The following is an 18,626-nucleotide window of genomic DNA, read 5'->3' as shown; positions in this document are numbered from 1 at the left end:
TTGAATTATGTCAGATTCAAAATATATACCCATTTTCATTAAAAATATCTCTTTTATTTAAACTATATCTAAAATAGAATTTACCTTTTAATAACTTAATTAAATAACGCCATGGGATTTTTTGACAAAATATTTGCATCTGCTGCGGCTCCAAAACCAATCATCGACAGCGAACAAGAAGCTTTTATCACGATTATAACTGCCGCTGCCTCTTCTGATGGTGTAATGGAAGTTGAAGAGTGGGACACTATTGTTGATACTCTTTGCCAAAAAAAAATGTTTACTCATGTTGATTTAAAAGCATTAGTGCATGAGTGTATTAATAACCTGAAAAATTTTGAAAGTCTTGCCGCTGCAGTTAACGACTGTGTTCCTTTGATTAAATCTGAAAACAAAAACATGGTTTTTTCGGTTGCTGTAGACATTGTCTTAGTTGATGGTTCTATTAGTCCGCAAGAGCAACAAATTATTGAGCATCTGAAAGAAAAATTAGCTATTTCTGATGATTTTGCCATGAAAGTTGTAGAAGTTATGCTGGCAAGAAATTACGGCAACGCAGCCTAAATTAAATTACTTCCGGCTTTGCCGGAGGCTTGTTTCCGTTAGCCTTTAAAAAAAGCAATAGACTGGCGACACTAGAAGGAAATTGAAGCATTTATTAAACCTGAGCAGATTATATTGCTAGGTCATCTACCCTTTAGCTTAGCTATACCAGCTCAAACTTAATCTGACAGACACATCATTTATACCATTGAATTTGTCAGATGAGTCTGATTGTCTGATGACACAAACAAGTTATCCAATTGCTTGTCTTTTGCCAGTGCTTTAGCATCCAACCAGGTTTGCCAAGGGGTCTTGCCATAGCAATACTTTCCTGAATGAGCTCGCTCCTGGTTATAAAACGTCAGCCAGCGATCGACCTCTTGCTGGATTGCTGGATTTCGTCCAAGCTCCAAGCTATGAGATAGCTTGCGACGAAACATGACATCGTAACAATCGTTTTTCATGGTTTTATGGAAACGCCCACAAATCCCGTTGGTTTGTGGGCTGTAGGCTCTGGTTTCCGAATATTCAATATCTTCCAGCTTTAAATAAAGCTGGCAGGCATAAGTCTCCTTTTTACCGCAATATTCAGCGCCTCTATCTGTCAGCATTCGTAATAACGGAACTTCCTCATCAAACCAAGGAACGATAAGCAATCGGCAGTATCTCAATTTGAAATTTTCGATCCAAATTTGGTGAAATTTCATTTATAAATAGTAATCAGATAATAAATTACATAAAATATAAAAATTAAAAATAATATCTGATAAAACAATTTAAAGGCGGAACGCAAAATGACCATATCTGTTTTTGATGCCGCAAAAACACTTGGATATTATGCGGGATGGAGATTATCTAATCTCCAAATGCAAAAGATATTATATCTTGCTCATATGGTTTATATGGGCGAAAACAAGGGTGAACCTTTGGTTGATGAAGAGTTTCAGTCATGGGATTATGGTCCTGTCTTGCCCAGTCTTTACTATAAAGTCAAGTTCTTTGGTAACAAACCTGTTCAAGATGTATTCCATAGAAATAGAATACTGACCGATGGTCCTGAGTCTAAAATATTAAAAGATGCTGCAGAAAAATTCTCGAATGCTAATCCTGGATCTTTAATTGCTTGGACTCATAGGCCAAATGGTGCCTGGGATAAAACTTATATCCCAGGCGCCAGAAATATCACAATCCCCAATAAAGAGATCCTTGCTGAATATCAGAGCTTCTAATGACTGATGGTTTTGATAAGCTCAAGGCTAATGAATTACCTAGTCACAAAGACGATAAGATTCAAGCATTAGAGAAAAAGGTTGTTGAATTAGAAGACAGGCTTCTAGAAGAGCGTTTTTATTGGGCATTAGGCGTTGTAATCTTAATTGATATTTTCTCATTCCCACCTATGAAGTCATGGGGAGGACCAGTGGCGATTGTATTTTTAGAATTATTCGGGCTTGTAGTCCTTGCACAGAAATGTGGCGTAGATATTATTGTGCAAATAATAGATAAAATTATTGACGGCTGGTCACAAAATAATAGCAAATAACTATAAGCCAGGACGCATTCAATCTCCACTTGCGAGAGGTGGAACAAGAAACCGAGTAAGCGCGATAGCCCGTCGAGGTGTTTATTCAAGTCTATGACGCAAGCAAACCTGAAAACAATTGATTATAAAAAGCAAGGTACTTCAGAGGGGGTATCACTGTTGAGGGTAATTGTATCCCCATTCAAAAGCTAGAAATGCAAAATTGAGATAGACCTATTTTTAGAGTTCATGAATTTTTTGTGGCCAAAAAGCCTTGAATATATCCCACCAGGCGGTCTATAAATTGCTTGCCCAGGGTTATAGCTCTGTGATTCTGTAGAAACTGCCAGCTTGGCGGCACACGCCGCCTCAAGGTGATTTATGACACCAGTCTTCGCACCGCCCACAGTGAAGGTCAATGGCAACGCATTCAAAAAAATAAAGACACCTTTCCCTATCTCAAGTATGACGCCAACAACTCAGAACACCCTCCGCCTGGAGCACTCCGGCTGGGATGGACTAGGTGTTTAGTCCCACGATGTGCTGGAAAGGATCAACGTTAAATCGTTCTGGCTCTTTTGTCCATATTTTGCAAATGTATTCGTAAGGCGTGAGGCCCTTGAGGGTTTTCAGCCGTCTGGCGAAGTTATATGCCATCACAAAAGTATGTAGGTGGGCCTTCAACTGGTCATGTGAATCATAGTAATAGCGTTTCACAGTCGCTTCTTTGATTGTTCTATTCATGCGCTCGACCTGTCCGTTCGTCCAGGGATGTTTTGGTTTCGTGAGTCTGTGTTCGATGCCATACTCATTGCAGCACAGGTCGAACATATGCGTGATCCATTGCGCTGTTGGCCCGTTGCGATAGCGTGGCGGGTGGCAAAACTGACTGCCGTTATCGGTCAGGATGGTGTGTATCTTGTAAGGCACTACCTTAACCAGGTTGTGCACGAATGCCGTCGATATCTCCCTATCTGATTTATCGTGTAATTCCACATAAGCGAACTTCGATGTCCGGTCGACGGCAACGAACAGATAAAGCTTCCCTTCTTCTGTGCGCACTTCAGCCAAGTCAATATGAAAATAGCCAATCGGATAGTTTTTAAATTTCTTCTTTGCAGGCTTGTCACTCTTGACATCCAGCAACCGGCTGATGCCGTGACGCTGATAACAGCGATGCAAGGTCGAGCGTGACAAATGCGAGATCGTGGGCTGCAGCGCATAAAGGCAATCGTCCAGAGGCAAGAGCGTATGCCGCCGAAAAGCCACACACATAGCTTCTTCCTCTGGCTTTAAAACCGTGGAGGCAGGTTCCTTCGGTCCCATCGGCGCATCATGGACAAAGTCACGCTTGCGCCACTTGGCTACGGTTTTCGGATTGATGCCGTACTGCTTCGCCAGAACGTTCAGGCTCTCTTGACTATGTTGTATCGTTCGACGCACCGCCTCCGTCGTGCGGGCGCTTCCATGCAGAATTTGTCCCATAATTCCTCCTTCCGTAGCTGTTCGTATATTACACCAGCACACCATGGGACTAAACATCTAGTGTTACCTGTGGGTGATCCATTCTGGCAAGCACACTACCCAGTCAATGCATGGAATTGTAAATGCGGCGTGACGCAATTGGATGAAGACACACTGGATGAGCTGGGGTTGAAGCCATCCGAACCACCGCAGGAGGAAATCTACACCTATATCAACAAGCGCACCGGGGAGGTGCAGCGCATACCAAAGAGTGTTGATCCTAGTTTTAATTATCCGCCAGGGGGGACGCTTGACGAATCTGCAAAAGATGCTGGTTAGCAAAATCGATCGCCTGCCAGATGATTTAAAAGCTGTCGCAAATGAGCAAATCAAAAAATCAGGGATTTAAGCGATTTTCCCTGCTACAGGCTACTATATGATATGCCCTTATTTAAAAATTTGACTCGCGTTAACTACCCGTTAAATCGCGTCGAATCGCGTCGAATCGCTATTCACGTGTAGAAGATTGAACTTGATGTGACAATAGGTATTGCAACAGTATGTGATTCATCGACTGAAATCGACCCATTGCGGTCACTTGAATCTTTCGAATCATTAAATTGAATCGACTAGCGCTTGGACTCTTTAGCTTGATACATCGCCTTATCAGCCAACTTGAGGATGTCGTCTTGATTGGCTAAATGATTAATAAATAGCGCCACGCCGACACTGGCAGTGCAGTGATGTTCGATGGTGGCGTCAGCCTTCCCCTCATGCTTGATGAGTAACAAGTAGGGGGATGACAAGGAAGTGCGGATTTTTTCTGCAACGAGCTCGGCTTGTGAAGCTGATTCAGTTTTATCCATACTCAAATCGTTCAGTATTACAACAAACTCATCCCCGCCGAAGCGCGCTACCGTGTCTATCTCGCGAACACAATTTTTCAGTCGATTCGCAACCTCAATCAATAGCAAATCTCCCACCGCGTGCCCATACGTATCATTAAGCGGTTTGAAGTTATCCAAATCAAGGAACATCAGTGCACAATAGCGCCCACTGCGCTTGCTGTCAGACATGGCTTGGCTCAGGCGCTCGTTGAGAAGACGACGGTTAGGCAGCTTAGTAAGCGAGTCATAGAACGCCAGTTGATTAATCTGCGCTTCCATTTGTTTACGCTCGGTAATGTCTTCCATGGCAAGGAGAATAATGTGTGAGCCGATATTTTCTCGGAAAATCTCCCGAGCGTTGAGCAGAAAAATCTTTCGTCCGATATTGAGAAAGTCGTGCTCGACTTCATAACCCTTGAATACAGTAGCATGGGGAAGAATATCCTCAAGGAGAAACCTTAACTTTGGAATGTCCCATTGACGATTACCGAGATCGTAGATGTAATTTCCGGTTGTATCTTCAGGTGCTACTTTGAAGGTGTCGTAGAAGCAGTGGTTAGCAAAGAGAATCTTTAGGTCTGAACTCAACACCACAAGTGGTTCGCGCACAGTTTTCACAATGCTCTCAGCATAATTCCGGGCATCCATGATTTCCGTCTCCAACTGGCTTCGTTCACCTGCTGCTATTTCAAGTGTGGCGCAACGCTTGCGAAGTTCAGTGATCTCATGAATTAATTGTGCTTTCGTTTTTTTGAAATCTTTCATGTCAAATCTGTTCGGCAAATTTTGTTTACATTTTCCTACCAACACGCTGCAATATTGCGTAGGGAGATTTAACGGCACTACCAACAGTATACTCTGGATTTAGCAACGTCATTAATCCGGAGCGTGCCGGAAGTCCATGAGAAATCAAAAGTACTGACTGGTGAAGGCAAGCTTGTGGCCGAACTGAGACATCACATCTGAAAGGCTCTGCCAAATTAAGTCGCAACCTCTGCAGGAAAAGGTGTCAGTCATAAAAGGTGTCAGTCATTGTATCTTGCAAAATGAACGAATTAACCCACTAACAGTACTATAATGAACATTAAACTAGGCTGCAATTTCAAACATTGTGTAATGTCCCGTTTTGTGTATCGCATTCATTGCCAGTCACTTCATGCACTACGCAATGACTGACACCTTTTCTGATTGCTGAAGAAGTAAGCAAGCCAATCCTACCCAAGCTATCAATTATTAATCACCATTAAATGCAAATTGGGATTGGTTTCTATATCGATTCTCATCGATGATGGTGACCGCCTCGATGGCTTCCTTTCCAGTGCCTATCACCATGTCCTCTATGGCCTCCACCTCGGTGTGCGCTGTCGAAGTGTCTATGTCCACCACCGATATGTTTATGTCCATCAAAGTATCTTTGATTAACGTAACTTGATGGTTGATATCTGTACCCGGATGAAACTCCTCCATAATATCCCGATCCCCCGTAATAGCCTGAACCTGCATAATAGCCTGGTACTCTAGAATATCCTGCTCCTCCATAGTAAGAAGGAGCTACACACCCGCTAAGGAAAAGAATTGAAACTACAGCTAAAAAAGGAATGATTCTTTTTGCATTCATGACGCACCTCTAATAAATATTTCAAATGAAATTCATCAATTAATGCGATGTAATTAAAATTTCATTTGTTATAGATATAGTACGGTCTTAAAGCTTAATAGAATCTGAACACAAAATGATCATCTACCTGAAGTGAAGTAGCTTCTGTTGTTATTGCCAGAGTAGTGCCAAATAGCGCGCCAAAAATAATGGAATGGACAACAACCATTATCCTAAGAAGTGTTTTAAGTTCACGTTATAGATTTGTATAGAATTGTTGAAGAAGAGCAGGCGTTTCGAGGCAATGGCAAATAAGTTGGAAAAACACTGATAGAAAATCAATACTCTGAATAATCCAGATACGACTCAATTTCAGTAAAAGCTAAAAAAGACCGTGAATAGATTCACGAATTAGAGAATCCAAATCTGCCCGATAAGCATGTTCATTAGGATAAAGGGGACAGACCACGATTGTTTCCAATTAATAGCGCTTAGTTAGAAATCGTGGTCTGTCCCCTATTCTACGATTCTTGCATGCCCTTCTATCCGCTCCTCATAGCTGATATTGATTCTGATAGACGTAGATATGTCCAGATAAATATATCTACTCATTTAATTCTATCCACAATGAAAAAATAATAAATTATCTATACATATTGCATTAATTTTTTAATGATGTGAATACTAAAGAATAGAGAGCAAAGATTTTCGGCTATTTTAAGTTTCTTAAGTTAAATTACCTCCGGCAGAGCCGGAGGCTTATTTCTGTTAGCCCCTCAAAGGGGCAAGAATTGGCGCCACCTAAAGGTGGCATCACATACCAAGCTTGAGCTGATCATAATGTTCATCCTCCTTCTCTTGATGTCGGATATATTCTCTAACCATCTCTTCATCTAACCCTACGGTCGATACAAAATAACCACGCGCCCAAAAACTTTCACCTGTGAAATTCCTCGATTTCCCCATAAACTTGTATGGGCCAAACTCTGATAATCTCTCATTTGATTCTCCTAGCTCTTGATCAAGCTAAAAGAATCAAGGTGGCCGTATCACACGGTCAAACCTTTAATAGTCCCCCGGCAAAGCCGGGGGATTACCTCGTTTATTTACTGTCTCAAATTGACGACAATAGTATAAAAAGAGAAAATCTCATCTTTAAAATTGATTCTGTAATTATTTCTGTTTTTCTGCATTTGATTTAATGGGCTCGGTGAGCATGGAATGGCAGAAGGCTATAAATTTACATTAAATGCAGATGATCTCAGAAAGAATCCACGAGCTTTGCGAAGAAAAATCCTTCCCTTGGAGAGGCAGGTCTCATACCTTAAAAAGAGAACTGAAGCTAGATATCAGTTACCAGGCAATCCAGAAATGGCTGGATGGAGAGTCCGCACCTAGTCGCGAGTATGAAGAGGCTATATGTGGTTATTTCGGCGTAAATTACGAATGGTTAGCTGCTGGCAATGGACCCAAATATAAAAAGGAGACGTGCGGCTGTTACATTACCGACGAACTAGAAATAAAGTTGATAGAACTGATCAGGGACATGCCTGACTATGCAAAAGAGCAACTAATTCAAGACGCAAACCAATTGAAACAAATTATTGAGAGACTTAAAAAAGGAGGCGGTGGGGGAGATATCGAGTGACTTAAAAATGGAAGCTGTGGGAAGGTAAAACTTAAATAACTCAACAACAATCAACGGGCTGTAAAAACAAAAATAAAAAGGAAGCGATTCTAGATATATAAATACAAATACAAATTTGTACAATCCACGTTTCTTCACGTGCCCATCCTGGTAATTTTGAATTAACTCCTTAAAAGGAAAAAATATGCCATTCAGCTATAGTAATCAGCTTAGTACAATCATTGGTTTTGCTGAACAGCAAAGACCAGAATCAATTCTTGATATAGGCGTTGGAATAGGACAGTATGGATTTTTGCTCCGTACAAACTTAGAAAATATTAACCTTTTTGAGATTGAAGGTTCAAATGCACGTCAACGTAGCAAAGATCAATGGAAAATTAGAATTGATGGAATAGAAGGTTATGCTGGCTATCTTACTGCTGTTCATGACTACTCGTATAGTCAATTAATGATCGGTGATGCGAGAAAATGACATTGTTGACGGATCGCTACAGATTACGCAGGACAAAACAGGCAAGAAGCTACGAATAAGTATTGAGGGTGAATTAAAAGCTCTCATAGATCGAATCAAGGAACGCAAGGCTGGTTATACGGTACGTTCTCTGCATTTGATCGTCGATGAGTCCGGACAAAGATTCACCAGTTTTATGTTGCGATCTCATTTTGATAGAGCAAGGGAGCAAGCTGGAATCAATAAAGCTGATTTTCAGTTCCGAGATTTAAGAGCAAAGGCGGGTACTGACAAAGCCGATGCGTCGGGAGATATTAGGCAGGCTCAGAGACAGTTAGGTCACGCTAGTGTTGTTACGACTGAGCGGTATGTGCGAGGAAGGAAAGGTGACAAGGTTAAACCTACGAAATGATTACTGAATACGGAAGGTTAACAAGAGAATCTAGGCTGGAAATTGGAGAAACATTGTTAAGCATGGCAAGGTATCTAGACGAGAACGTAGCTTATTTGTCAGGAACTGAGACAGGAAGAATAGCAATAAACGAATCTCTTGCAAGAAGGACTTATGAATTTTTCCGTTCCAAGGGACTGTTATTAGACAAAAATCTCATGCAGGAATTGGCAAACAAGAATAATTCCAAATTTAAGCCAAATGCCTTATTCAAAAGATAAAAATATTTTTTGCGGAAATGTTCCGTGTTTGCGGAAAAAGGGCTGCAAGCAAAACTACCCACAACCCTTTATTTTACTGGTAGGTCGTGCGAGATTCGAACTCGCGACCAACGGATTAAAAGTCCGCTGCTCTACCGGCTGAGCTAACGACCCAAAGCTCGCTATTATATCAATTCATTCGGCATTATAAAATACTTTATTACCTGCAAAAACAAAATAAAATGAAACAAAAAAAAGATTCTTAAGCAGGTGTCGACTTTAACTCTATATAATCATGGAAATATCTTTCTTCTCCATGCTAGTTAAGGATTTATCCTCTAGTATAAGAGTAACTAATTACATGCAGTATCTCATAAACTCGATACTAAACTAAACCCCACTTTTTCGCTATGTAGCGTTGCTCCCTTTGCCATATATCCAATATGCAGACATTGCCTTGCCTGACAAAAAATGCATCTGTTTCATTCTGTCACGCCATTCACTAGATTTTATACTAAAAATTACTCGTATGGCATTATTGTCGGCCCGATCCCAACATACGGATAGCTTGTGCGTTACTCCAGGAAAACACTTTCTTAGCTGCTTCCTGCCAAGGTAACCAGATTGCCCTTAAGTGTTCGCGTGTAGCAATATTAATCGGTACGATTTTGGGTAGTTTTAGCCCAAAAACATGCTCGGTATTGTGAGTTATACCTGGCTCATATCGCCAACGCCATTCCTGGAAAATTTCATACTGATTTTGTATATGCCAGTCTGTTAGCTCATAGCATGCTGCATCGAGACCAGTTTCTTCCTTGACTTCCCTGATAGCAGTTTGAAGCAATGTTTCATCCTGATCCTGACTACCTGTAACAGATTGCCAATACCCAGGATGATCTGCACGCTCCAGCAACAATACCTGCAAATCGGCCGTGTGAATGATAACTAAAACAGAGACAGGTTTTTTGTAAACAGGCACTGTTGAGATTAGTAGCTCCAGGAAACGACCTCGACAGGATTACGAAGACGAATATGCAGTTCCCGTAATTGCTTTTCTTCAACCACGTTGGGTGCACGGGTTAGTAGGCATTGCGCACGCTGTGTTTTCGGGAAAGCAATCACATCACGGATCGACTCGGCACCCGTCATCATGGCAACAACACGATCAAGGCCAAACGCAATTCCACCATGCGGTGGTGCGCCATATTGAAGAGCATTGAGCAGAAAACCAAATTTTTCACGTGCCTCACCCTCAGAGATATTCAGTGCATTAAACACTTTTGATTGCACATCCTGGCGATGAATCCGTACGGAGCCTCCTCCAATTTCAACCCCATTTAAGACCATATCATAAGCTTTGGATAATGCTTTGCCAGGCTCTGTCACGAGCAGATCTTCGTGACCATCTGCAGGGGAGGTAAACGGATGATGGAGTGCTTTCCAGCGATTTTCTTCCTCATCCCACTCGAACATCGGGAAATCGACCACCCATAATGGTTTCCACTCAGAATCAATCAATCCGCGTTCATGACCAATCTTGACTCGCAACGCACCTAATGCATCGTTAACGACCTTGGCCTTGTCTGCACCAAAAAACACAAGATCACCATCTTGCGCTCCGCTGCGTTCCAACACAGCATTTACAACTGTTTCAGGCAAGAATTTCAGGATGGGGGATTGCAATCCTTCTATTCCTTTTTCCAGACTGTTAATTTTGATATAAGCCAAACCCTTTGCCCCATAAATAGCGACAAACTGGGTGTAATCGTCGATTTCCTTGCGAGACAATTCACTACCTTTCGGAATGCGCAAGGCTGCTACGCGCCCATCCGGTTTCTGGGCAGCATCACGAAATACCTGGAAAGGGACATCTTGCATCAGGTCGGTCAGCTCAGTGAATACCAAGGGTATGCGCAAATCCGGTTTGTCGGAGCCATACTTAAACATGGCTTCCTCATGACTCAATCGAGGAAAAGGATCTGGCAAGTCGATACCGATTGCTTCACGGAATAGATTGCGAATCATCCCTTCCATCAATGCCATGATTTCACTTTCATTGAGAAAAGAGGTCTCAATATCAATCTGAGTAAATTCCGGTTGACGATCCGCACGCAAATCCTCATCACGAAAACAGCGAGTAATCTGGTAATAGCGATCAAACCCAGACACCATCAGAAGCTGTTTGAATAACTGGGGAGATTGGGGAAGTGCAAAGAAATGACCGTCATTGACACGCGAAGGAACTAAATAATCTCGTGCACCCTCTGGTGTTGATTTGGTCAGCATCGGTGTTTCTACATCGATGAATCCTTCTTGATCAAGAAATGAACGTACCGCCATGGTGACTTTATGGCGCAAGCGCAAGTTTTTCTGCATGACTGGGCGGCGCAGATCAAGATATCGATGCTCCAGACGGATCGCTTCACTTAAATTTTCCTCATCCATTTGGAAGGGTGGTGTCAGCGAAGGATTAAGAATTTCAATCGTGTCCACCAACACTTCCACTTCGCCAGTTTGGAGGGCCAGATTAACCGTTCCTTCTGGACGGGGGCGTACTATCCCAATTATTTTAAGCACAAATTCATTACGAATTTTTTCCGCAATCTGAAAAGTATTCACATTTACGGGATCACAGACAACCTGAACGATGCCTTCACGATCACGTAAATCAATAAAAATTACCCCACCATGATCGCGTCGGCGATGGACCCACCCATAAAGCGTAACAGTTTGATTCAGATAGCGAGTATTAATGGTGCCGCAATAGTTAGTACGCATATTGTATTGGTTTTATATAAGGAAAATTAGGAGCATCCACAAATTCAACACAGTTGTTAGTGAAAAGGTTTCAATTTAATTGCAAGTATGATCAAACTACTAGCCATATCAATCAAGGTAATGATGCCAAAATACTGTCGAATCACTTCGCCGTGGCAGTAGATGAGGTTATGCTTTCACTCTTGGTTTCTGACTTTGATTTGGTTTCTGACTTTGATTTGGTTTCAGACGTTGGTTTATTCTTAAAATCTGTAACATACCAACCACTCCCCTTCAATTGAAAGCCGGCAGCAGAAATCTGCTTAATATAATGACTACTTCCGCATTCAGGACAATTCTCAATGGGTAGATCACTCATTTTTTGCAAATGTTCTTTCTCTAAACCACAAGAGTGGCAAATATATTCATAAATAGGCATCATCATCTCCATTAATCTTACCGATGGAAAAAGCAATATTATACTTTAACCATTGTATTCAATTGTTTTTGAAATAAGGAAAACAGCTTTGCTCAGGATACTCTCAAAACTCTGCGGGAAGGAATATATATGTTGTAACGTTTTTTTTAAAGTCCTGAAAATCTTGAATGGAGTTCAATCTCAGCTCTCGTTTCACCCATAATTGTTCTCAAAACGGACAATGTCACCTTCTCCCAATAAGAGCCAGATTTAACTTCGATCATTTCCAGCGGTAGGCGGCCAGGATTCCCCAAACACTGGCGGACGCCAAAGGGTATATAAGTCGACTCATTCTCACTGACAAGATAACTACCATTCTTACGTATCCCCTTTACCATTCCATGCACAACGACCCAATGCTTTGCACGATGGGAATGCATTTGCAATGATAAGGCGCAACAAAACAAATTTCCACGATTTATTCTGATCTAAATGTTCATAATAGCGACTGATTATAAGTCAGCTAATAATCGGAAAAGATAAGAGCTCAGGTGATTTTATCGTTTTATTTTCAGAACTATCAGCAAAAAAAACACTCCTTGTTCATCATTACTTGCATTCTCCATCAATATGAATATAATTAAGAATTATTCTCATTAACGATATTATTTATTACACATCTGTTAGCGTAGGCAACTTTCAAACCAATCGACAAAAGGCTTGTTTCATGTATATTTGTGTCTGCAAAGGGGTTACTGATCATGCAATTCGTGAAGCTGTTCTTCAAGGCGCTGAACGGATGCGTGATCTTAAAGCTAGTCTGAGTATTGCTGAGCAGTGTGGAATCTGTGCCTGCCACGCAAAAAAGGTGCTCGATCAAGCGTTAGGACGAGAAACTCCGAGCCAATCCCCTGGCACCTAACCCTACTCGTCTTTACGAGTCAACTCGTCTAAGGAAGCAATTATGAAAGGGAATGCAGATATTATTAATTGGTTAAATCGTCAGCTATTACATGAATTAACCGCGATTAATCAGTATTTTCTCCATGCCCGGATGTATAAAGAGTGGGGATTTAACAAACTCAGCGAGCATGAATATAATGAATCTATCGAGGAAATGAAACACGCTGACAAACTTATTGAGCGTATCTTATTCCTGGTGCGATTGCTGCCTGTGAAACAACTCATGATTATGTTTCGCGAGAAATTTTTGAACATATTCTTGAAGATCCAGAAGAACATATCGATTGGTTGGAAACACAATTAGATGTTATGCAAAAGGTTGGTATTCAGAACTGGTTACAAAGCCAAATGTAAATTTTTGTCTGTCGCTGGTATTAAACTACCAGTGGCATGACATGATCAAGCCCTTATCGAATATTCCCTCCCTTCTTCTTCTGCAACTCGATCTTTGATTTTATTTTGATTAATCGTATTAGAAACAATGATATATACCCCAAGTTTTAAAACTTTTATTGTTCAACTGGAATGGATAGATATTTTATTCCTAGCACGAACCAGATATAAGAGCATACGATTTAATCGCTTTTTTATATATGCGATCTTATTCTTTTCAATATTTACCATTACTTTCTTACCAGACATTGTTTTTGCCGAATCGCCAGAAATTACAAAATCTACCACACGATCTTACAATATTCCCGCCGGTTCTCTGGAAAACGCACTCACCCAATTTTCAAATCAATCGGGAGTAAAAATTTTTTTTGATGATGCTGTTATACAGGGTAAAACAACACAGGGATTAGTGGGTAGTTATGAGATCCACACCGCATTAGATCGATTACTCAGTGGTACTGAATTGCAGCCAGTATCGCATGCCGATGGGTTTACACTCATTAAATTATCTACCGAGTCTGCTCTCAGTCCAGTTGTCACTACCCTGCCTTCGATACAGATAACAGCTGACCCCGAGACAAGTCGCTATCTGGCTACCAGCAGCATCACAGCAACCAAGACTAACACCCTGTTACGTGATGTGCCTCAATCAATTTCCGTCGTTACAGAAGGTGTGATTAAAGATCAATCAATACGAAGTATAAGCGATGCTGTGCGTTATGTACCGGGTGTCGGTATATCGGAAGGTGAGGGAAATCGCGATGCCTTGGTATTTCGGGGCAATCGTTCAACGGGCGATTTTTTTGTCGATGGTATGCGTGATGATGCTCAATATCTTCGTGATCTCTATAACATCGAACGAATTGAAGTACTGAAAGGAGCGAATGGAATGATTTTTGGGCGCGGTGGCTCTGGCGGAGTCCTTAACCGCGTAACAAAGCAGGCAGGCTGGAATCCCATTCGTGAATTCTCTTTCCAGGGAGGCTCTTTTGATCTAAAAAGATTAACCGCCGACATCAACCAGCCAATTCATGATCAAGTTGCTTTACGAGTGAATGGTGTATTTGAAAATGCAGGAAGTTTTCGAGACGGAGTAGAATCGAATCGGCTCGGCATTTCCCCCACAGTAACCATCAAACCTACTAATCGCACTAAAGTCGTTTTAAACATGGAACGATACCATGACGATCGTACCGCTGATCGTGGGATTCCTTCTTTTAGGGATCGTCCGGTAGATGTTAAAAGATCACAATTTTTTGGAGATCCAAACCGAAGCCATTCCAATATCGAAGTGTTAGCATTTAACTCCTTGATTGAACATAAATTCGACTTCGGATTAATCCTGCGCAATCAAACCAATTATGCTCAATTCGATAAGTTTTACGAAAATGTATTTGCTGCCGGCCCCGCTTTTGCAGGACGGGTACCGCTTGGCGCCTATAATAATGCAACTGACCGTCAGAATATTTTTAATCAAACAAATTTGCTGTATTCACTTGAAACAGGACCTATCGCACACACACTCCTAGCCGGCATAGAAATTGGCCAACAGATAACTGATAACAGGCGGGAAACCGGATTTTTTAATAATGATCTTTCTTCTAGAGGAGCCAGCTTCCGCGTTCCTCTCAGTAATCCTATTACGAATGTACCCATTACATTTATTAACACAGAGGGTGATGCGAATAATCACAGCAAAGTTAATATCACATCGTTTTATTTTCAAGATCAAATTGAATTCTTACCTCAGCTACAAGCTGTTGCCGGCGTGCGGTATGATCTCTTTGAAGTAGATTTCCAGCAAAGAAATGCTGAACAAGCTCATCTGACAACCAAGGATGGCTTGTTATCACCACGTATTGGTTTAATTTTCAAGCCGATCGAACCGCTTTCAATTTATACGAGCTTTAGTCAAGCGTTCGTGCCACGAGCAGGAGAGCAATTAACCTCATTGACCGTTACCACTGATGTACTCAAGCCCGAAAAATTTACGAATTTGGAAGTGGGTTTCAAATGGGATATTCGCCCTGACCTATCATTGACTGCCGCAGCGTTTCGAGTAGATCGAACCAATGTCATCACGGTAGATCCCAATGACTCATCTCGATCTTTTTTAACCAAAGGACAACGCACTGAAGGGGTCGAAGTAGGTATAAATGGTCAACTAACTCAAAACTGGAGTGTGATGGGCGGTTATGCTTATCAAGTTGGAGAAATTACCAGTTCGCAGGTCGGAGCACCAAAAGGAAACGTGGTTGCCGAGCTCCCACGCAATACTTTTTCAATTTGGAGCCGATACGATTTCATTCCTAAATTCGGTGCAGCAGTAGGCGTAATTTATCGTAGCAGCCTGTTTGCTTCAACTGATAACACAGTCGTCATCCCGGATTTTACACGCGTCGATGCGGCATTATTTGGTCAACTAAGTAAAAAAGTACGTGCGCAACTCAATATAGAAAATTTATTCGATGTAAATTATTTTGCATCAGTTCAAAATAACAATAATATTCTGCCGGGTTCCCCTATTGCAGTTCGTGCATCTCTTATAGCTAATTTTTAATTCGATAACTGCAACAATTCTGTAGCAATTGTTATTATTTCTAAGGAGAATACAAACTTAAAGAGATATTTAATAGATCAAATAATAATAATTATCATTTGTACCATTATTAATGTTTTTATTTTTTTTCAAAAAAGGGAGGTTTTTTATATGAAGCTTTTTTCAAGATTTATAATCATCTTAAGCAGTTTCTTGATTCTATATGGAAGTGCTATTGTGCTAGATATTGAGAGCGCAACAGCGCATGCCGCAACAACCTCTAACAAAGAGGCTATTGCAACGGCTGTTTCTGCTTTCAAGACTATTGGTACATTACGAAAAGAAACACCCATTAATGCAGATGCCATTGCAAGTGCTTATGCCGGTGCGTTACAGACTCTTGTGCAGGAAGTTGATACTGCCAACAAATTAAGTCTGAATAGCGATATTTTGGCTGCAATTGATGATATCAAAAAGAACAATCAACAAAATGAACAAAAACTAGCAGGTCAGGTGATCGATAAGACTTTGCAGCGTGTTTTTTATCAAGTAATTTTTAATCGTATTGCTGCAATACGAGATCAATTTGAAACTGCAACGACTGAAGCATTAAATCAAATATTGGATGAAGCAGTGGCATCGTTTCAAGCTATTATTGGAGCTGCTCAAAGAGCCAATCAAATTCTTACTGCTGATAGACAGTCTTTAGTGGAAGGCACCAATTCAGGATTAGACATTGTAATAAATGAATCCTTTGACCGGATTAGGAATACATTAAATAAAAATAATCCAGCCGAAGATTTTGCTAACTTTGGCATTGAGCGCTACGCGACCAGAATGTCATTAACCCGTGCATATTACAATGGGGTTTTACGTGAAGTGGCGGGTGTTCTTAAGAACAGGGATAGTGATCCGGAAACTACAGCCATAGAACAGAAAGAAGGCGAAATTTTCTATCGTATTTTTGAATCACTTGTCGCGAGAGATAATCCAGTAGGTAACTTGCTCATAAAAAGCCAGCTGACAGGTAATCCTTCAGAAATTACAGCAGATGAAATAGTGAGTGAATTAAACAAAGGATTTATTGGACGAGTAAAAGCTGAAATGAAAGGCCAAGAAGACAATATTGGCAAAGATCGCGCTCATGCGATGGCAGAAGCTGCAGGAGCGCTTTATTTTGCTAATATCCTTCTGCCGGATCTAGAGCTACGCCTAGGCGCAGATGTACGTAGCAATTTCGAGAATGCTTTAAATAATCTGCTAAGTGCCAGCAGTGAAAACAGTGAGCCTAAATCAGCAGAAGCGCGTCAAGCCATTTCAACGATTCTTGCCAGCTATGAAAACCAACTTAAGCTTACTAAATATAATAAAACAAACGATACAAGCTTAATCGTTGATGGTGCAGTTTCATCCTTTAAAGCTATCAGTGAATTGCGTAACCAGACTCCCATGAGCGCCGATGCAATTGCTGCAGAATATGAAGGAGATTTACAGCAGCTAACGCAATTGGTTGACGATATCTATGGATTATCGATGAATAACGATATATTAACCGCTATAGAATTTATCAGAAGTGGTAATCATACTGCATTAGCTGCCCAAGCCATTGATAAAACTTTACAACGCGTTTTCGCACTGGCTGTCTATAACCGGATAACGTTAGCAGTGGACGCTTTTGATAATCTGTCAACTGACGAGCTGGAACTTGAGTGGGATCGGGCTTATGCTGCCTATCTCGCAATTATTAGTACGGCAGGCAAAGAAAACAAGGTACTTACAGCAGATAAACAGTCCATCGAATCTGGCAGCAACCCTGATCTAGATGATCAAATAACATGGGCATTTACTCGTGGTAAAGAAGCACTGAGTAAAAAAAGCGCAGATGATAAAACAAATCTTGCACTCGCACGTGAAAATATCATCATGCCACTTGCCAGAAGTTTCTTGATTGGTGTTTTGCGCGAAGTAGAAGGAATTATTTCAAACAGAGACAGAGAGATCGATGAAGCAAGGGAAAAACAGATTGAGGGCGAATTCTTTTATCGTATTGTTGAAGGATTCATCTCACCAACCAATCCAGCTGGTAGTAATCGCATCAAAACCCAATTGACCGGAGATTTAGCAAATGTGGTCGCAAATGAAATCGTAAGCGAAATAAGCAAAGGAACAATTGGTCAAGTTAAAAATAGCTTAAAAGAGATTGAATCGGCATTTGAGACTGACAGAAATCAAGCTATGCTGGCAGTCGAAAGATTATCTCTGTATGCCAATATATTTCTTCCAGATCTGCAATTGCGTTTAGGCTCGTTAGACCGTGTAAAAATGGAAAACGCGCTGCAGGATTTAAAAGAAGCTAGTAAGCAGAAGGGTATTGATAAAGCAATTGGTGCGAGAGAAACGATACTTTCTGTTATCGCAAATTATGAGAGTCAATTAAATTAAATAATTGGCACCCCACTTAATGTCATATAAAGCGGGGCTTATTTTCTGAAGATATGCAGACCGCGATCTTGATATTTCTAGATCGCGGTCTGTTTTTTTTGTTACTTCATTTCTAAATCAAACCTGACTTGGTCAGTTTCTTCTTGCCGTATTGTTTATACTGTCTGCGGCTCGCTCTTGCGTCATGTTTGATTTGGAAATGGAATAAGTCGGTTAGTGCTGGCTTTTGATCGTAGAGCGAACCTTTGCTTGACTGGAAAATTTCAGGTGGTTGCCTAGGGTCTGTTGACATTTCACATAGGTAGCCACAGATATCCACATGCCATGGCAATCATACTTTCGTAATTTCTT

General features: G+C 41.1%; 18 protein-coding genes, 1 tRNA gene and 3 pseudogenes. 12 read left to right on the top strand and 10 right to left on the bottom strand.

The window, feature by feature from the left end:
* The first annotated feature begins 111 nt into the window (after window positions 1–111).
* The gene (locus tag R2Q26_RS11955) at window positions 112–564 is read left to right on the top strand and encodes a tellurite resistance TerB family protein (protein WP_090569583.1); all 453 of its coding nucleotides are present in this window, start codon (window positions 112–114) and stop codon (window positions 562–564) included.
* 179 nt (window positions 565–743) lie between these two features.
* On the opposite strand, the gene R2Q26_RS11950 is transcribed toward R2Q26_RS11955, so the two are convergent.
* Entirely contained in the window at window positions 744–1,154 is a 411-nt protein-coding gene (locus R2Q26_RS11950) for an integrase core domain-containing protein (protein ID WP_317536482.1), read from the bottom strand.
* A 183-nt stretch (window positions 1,155–1,337) separates the two neighbouring features.
* Here R2Q26_RS11950 and R2Q26_RS11945 point away from each other — a divergent pair, with 183 nt between their 5' ends.
* Complete coding sequence (locus tag R2Q26_RS11945) at window positions 1,338–1,772, top strand: Panacea domain-containing protein (RefSeq protein ID WP_317536481.1); 435 nt, start codon at window positions 1,338–1,340, stop codon at window positions 1,770–1,772.
* Entirely contained in the window at window positions 1,772–2,086 is a 315-nt protein-coding gene (locus tag R2Q26_RS11940) for a hypothetical protein (protein ID WP_317536480.1), read from the top strand. Before R2Q26_RS11945 ends, R2Q26_RS11940 begins: the two co-directional genes overlap by 1 nt.
* 498 nt (window positions 2,087–2,584) lie before the next feature.
* On the opposite strand, the gene R2Q26_RS11935 is transcribed toward R2Q26_RS11940, so the two are convergent.
* Complete coding sequence (locus tag R2Q26_RS11935) at window positions 2,585–3,550, bottom strand: IS481 family transposase (RefSeq protein ID WP_317536506.1); 966 nt, start codon at window positions 3,548–3,550, stop codon at window positions 2,585–2,587.
* 60 nt (window positions 3,551–3,610) lie between these two features.
* On the opposite strand from R2Q26_RS11935, the gene R2Q26_RS11930 reads away from it, so the two are divergent.
* Complete coding sequence (locus R2Q26_RS11930; RefSeq protein ID WP_317536479.1) at window positions 3,611–3,868, top strand: hypothetical protein; 258 nt, start codon at window positions 3,611–3,613, stop codon at window positions 3,866–3,868.
* A gap of 290 nt (window positions 3,869–4,158) precedes the next feature.
* On the opposite strand, the gene R2Q26_RS11925 is transcribed toward R2Q26_RS11930, so the two are convergent.
* From R2Q26_RS11925 to R2Q26_RS11915, 3 genes and pseudogenes are all read right to left on the bottom strand, one after another.
* Complete coding sequence (locus R2Q26_RS11925; protein WP_317536478.1) at window positions 4,159–5,199, bottom strand: sensor domain-containing diguanylate cyclase; 1,041 nt, start codon at window positions 5,197–5,199, stop codon at window positions 4,159–4,161.
* A 450-nt stretch (window positions 5,200–5,649) separates the two neighbouring features.
* Window positions 5,650–5,955 carry a hypothetical protein gene (locus R2Q26_RS11920; protein WP_317536477.1) on the bottom strand — a complete coding sequence of 102 codons (306 nt, stop codon included), beginning with the start codon at window positions 5,953–5,955 and terminating at the stop codon, window positions 5,650–5,652.
* Between the two features lie 871 nt (window positions 5,956–6,826).
* Window positions 6,827–6,973, bottom strand: a pseudogene (locus tag R2Q26_RS11915) (transposase); the annotation flags it as partial.
* Between the two features lie 289 nt (window positions 6,974–7,262).
* Here R2Q26_RS11915 and R2Q26_RS11910 point away from each other — a divergent pair.
* The 4 genes from R2Q26_RS11910 to R2Q26_RS11895 all read left to right on the top strand — a co-directional run bounded on the left by R2Q26_RS11910 (window position 7,263) and on the right by R2Q26_RS11895 (window position 8,784).
* On the top strand, window positions 7,263–7,661 hold the full coding sequence (locus tag R2Q26_RS11910; protein WP_317536476.1) for a helix-turn-helix transcriptional regulator: 399 nt from the start codon (window positions 7,263–7,265) through the stop codon (window positions 7,659–7,661).
* Between the two features lie 184 nt (window positions 7,662–7,845).
* Window positions 7,846–8,133: a hypothetical protein gene (locus R2Q26_RS11905; RefSeq protein ID WP_317536475.1), complete on the top strand. Its 288-nt coding sequence runs from the start codon at window positions 7,846–7,848 to the stop codon at window positions 8,131–8,133.
* On the top strand, window positions 8,120–8,524 hold the full coding sequence (locus R2Q26_RS11900; RefSeq protein ID WP_317536474.1) for a tyrosine-type recombinase/integrase: 405 nt from the start codon (window positions 8,120–8,122) through the stop codon (window positions 8,522–8,524). The genes R2Q26_RS11905 and R2Q26_RS11900 overlap by 14 nt, the downstream gene beginning before the upstream one ends.
* A complete protein-coding gene (locus R2Q26_RS11895; RefSeq protein WP_317536473.1) occupies window positions 8,521–8,784 on the top strand; it encodes a hypothetical protein in 264 nt (87 codons plus the stop codon). The genes R2Q26_RS11900 and R2Q26_RS11895 overlap by 4 nt, the downstream gene beginning before the upstream one ends.
* Before the next feature lie 77 nt (window positions 8,785–8,861).
* On the opposite strand, the gene R2Q26_RS11890 is transcribed toward R2Q26_RS11895, so the two are convergent.
* From R2Q26_RS11890 to cpsB, 5 genes and pseudogenes are all read right to left on the bottom strand, one after another.
* Window positions 8,862–8,937, bottom strand: a tRNA-Lys gene (locus R2Q26_RS11890).
* A gap of 361 nt (window positions 8,938–9,298) precedes the next feature.
* Window positions 9,299–9,742: a dihydroneopterin triphosphate diphosphatase gene (gene nudB / locus R2Q26_RS11885; protein WP_317536472.1), complete on the bottom strand. Its 444-nt coding sequence runs from the start codon at window positions 9,740–9,742 to the stop codon at window positions 9,299–9,301.
* Window positions 9,743–9,750: 8 nt separating this feature from the next.
* The gene (aspS, locus tag R2Q26_RS11880; protein ID WP_317536471.1) at window positions 9,751–11,541 is read right to left on the bottom strand and encodes an aspartate--tRNA ligase; all 1,791 of its coding nucleotides are present in this window, start codon (window positions 11,539–11,541) and stop codon (window positions 9,751–9,753) included.
* A gap of 142 nt (window positions 11,542–11,683) precedes the next feature.
* A complete protein-coding gene (locus tag R2Q26_RS11875; RefSeq protein ID WP_317536505.1) occupies window positions 11,684–11,959 on the bottom strand; it encodes a zinc ribbon domain-containing protein in 276 nt (91 codons plus the stop codon).
* Window positions 11,960–12,151: 192 nt separating this feature from the next.
* Window positions 12,152–12,393, bottom strand: a pseudogene (cpsB, locus tag R2Q26_RS11870) (mannose-1-phosphate guanylyltransferase/mannose-6-phosphate isomerase); the annotation flags it as partial.
* A 272-nt stretch (window positions 12,394–12,665) separates the two neighbouring features.
* Between cpsB and R2Q26_RS11865 the strand changes: the two are divergent.
* The 4 genes and pseudogenes from R2Q26_RS11865 (at window position 12,666) to R2Q26_RS11850 (ending at window position 18,275) form a co-directional block, all read left to right on the top strand.
* Window positions 12,666–12,860, top strand: a complete 195-nt coding sequence (locus R2Q26_RS11865; protein WP_317536470.1) for a (2Fe-2S)-binding protein — start codon at window positions 12,666–12,668, stop codon at window positions 12,858–12,860.
* A 42-nt stretch (window positions 12,861–12,902) separates the two neighbouring features.
* Window positions 12,903–13,255 (top strand): annotated as a pseudogene (locus tag R2Q26_RS11860) (bacterioferritin).
* Between the two features lie 127 nt (window positions 13,256–13,382).
* Window positions 13,383–15,854: a TonB-dependent siderophore receptor gene (locus R2Q26_RS11855; RefSeq protein WP_317536469.1), complete on the top strand. Its 2,472-nt coding sequence runs from the start codon at window positions 13,383–13,385 to the stop codon at window positions 15,852–15,854.
* Between the two features lie 150 nt (window positions 15,855–16,004).
* Window positions 16,005–18,275: a hypothetical protein gene (locus R2Q26_RS11850; protein WP_317536468.1), complete on the top strand. Its 2,271-nt coding sequence runs from the start codon at window positions 16,005–16,007 to the stop codon at window positions 18,273–18,275.
* Window positions 18,276–18,626: the final 351 nt, after the last annotated feature.

Origin of the sequence: Nitrosomonas sp. Is37 (assembly GCF_033063275.1) — a bacterium.
GTDB lineage: Bacteria > Pseudomonadota > Gammaproteobacteria > Burkholderiales > Nitrosomonadaceae > Nitrosomonas.
The sequence above is the reverse complement of the archived record's forward strand: the minus strand, read 5'-3'. Positions and strand labels throughout refer to the sequence as shown.